Origin of the sequence: Neisseria dentiae (genome assembly GCF_024580525.1) — a bacterium.
GTDB lineage: Bacteria > Pseudomonadota > Gammaproteobacteria > Burkholderiales > Neisseriaceae > Neisseria > Neisseria dentiae_A.
Map to the genome: position 1 here is coordinate 1 of NZ_JANIKQ010000050.1, position 1,540 is coordinate 1,540.

Consider the following 1,540-nt stretch of genomic DNA (forward strand, 5'->3'; position numbering starts at 1 on the left):
AAGCGGTCGATGTGCTTGGCAATCATGGCTTGGGCGGTTTGTTGGAAGAAGGTGCTCATGAGAAATCCCCTAAATGTCTTGGAGGAGAATTTAGGGGATTTTAGGGAATTTTGCAAAGGTCTCAGGCTAGGTGGCGATCAATTCGATTTTACGGCACTGCCCTCGCGGATTTTAATCGGGCGGCTGATTGCCGTGGTGCTGTTTGCGGCGTTTTCGGTGTTGTCAGAGTTGGATCCGGCTTATGCGCTGGCGGTATGGGGAGTGGCATTGGTTGCCGTGCCGTGGCTGGTACGCTCCACTATGCGTTTTCGTGCCAGAAACAGTAAATACGGCAACAGCCGCTTTTATTTTTCTGCTTCCCAAGGGCAGACTTATTGGCTGAGACCTTTGCAAAATTCAAATTGCTATCTAAAAAATCTGAACTCCGTCATTCCCGCGTAGGCGGGAATCCAAACGCTTGGCATCCAAGTATTTGTTTAATCAATGCTTCAATATTTTCATCTAGATTCCCGCCTACGCGGGAATGACGGTATTTAAGCATTTCAGACGGCCTTAAGGTATTTTTGCAAAGGTCTCGGCCTGCTTTTTGAAAGGGGCTGTCATTTAGCTAACCGGATAATGGATCACAAAGTATTTTCTATATCGAGATCTTTGCAAAAATACCTAACCGCCCCTACTTAAAAATTCATTGGTTCCAATCCAAACAACTATCGCTATTTCATTTTCTAAACAGCTGTATCTTTAATTTCTTAAAATCCCGTATATTTTTACCGGAATCAAACAGACTAATTGTATTGCCCCGTTCATATTCCCCCATAAATACTTTAAACTGCGTTTTTTTACGTCTGCCCTGAAATATGAACCGCTTACTGACCCCGTTACCGATATGGTTGATATTGGCCGATATGGCATACACTTTTATCATCAATATCCTGCAAAGCTTCAACCTGAGCCAAGCCCAATTACCAAAAGACGGGCTGCCCGTTTCTCCCGATATTGCTTTCAGCGGCCTCCAAGTTGTGGCCAATGGCGGTATGGTGTTAATTATCGGTTTCGGCTTGTGGACTTTGCTGAAACTCAACCGCAGCGTGTTGCAGCAGCAAATTCTGCCCATCGGCGTTTTCCGTACACTCGGCCTGGTAGCTGTGCTCGCTTTCAGCATACCATCTCTTTGGCAATGGGCATGGGCTTTAGTCAAACTAGCAGGCGGCCACAATACCATTGCGTTCGGTTCACCCCGATACCTGATCATTGCCGTCTGCCAACCCCTCGTTGGCTGCCTATGCCTATACCGTTTGGCCGGCTGGTACCGGCTGCACAAGCATACGGCTCCCGCAACACTTGCCGAATAGAACAACACGATATTCAAGAAATCAGCCCTGCAATTAGGCCGTCTGAAATAGATTCATTTCAGACGGCCTCTGCATCTGTTACCATACGCAGCCTGCCGGCAGCTTCACTACTTAGCGGTCGGTTTTTTCACCGCAGGCTGCGCCTTCTTCGCCTCCTTGGCCCCCACCGTCGCCTCCTCCCGCAGCTT

The 1,540-nt window shown here is 48.1% G+C and carries 2 protein-coding genes; both read left to right on the forward strand.

Features of this window, described 5'->3' with window-relative positions; all coding sequences use genetic code 11:
* Positions 1 to 441: YjgN family protein (locus NQ012_RS12790; RefSeq protein ID WP_257067957.1), on the forward strand; the 441-nt coding region annotated here is incomplete at its 5' end.
* 416 nt (positions 442 to 857) lie between these two features.
* Positions 858 to 1,352, forward strand: a complete 495-nt coding sequence (locus NQ012_RS12795) for a hypothetical protein (protein WP_257067958.1) — start codon at positions 858 to 860, stop codon at positions 1,350 to 1,352.
* Positions 1,353 to 1,540 lie beyond the last annotated feature (188 nt).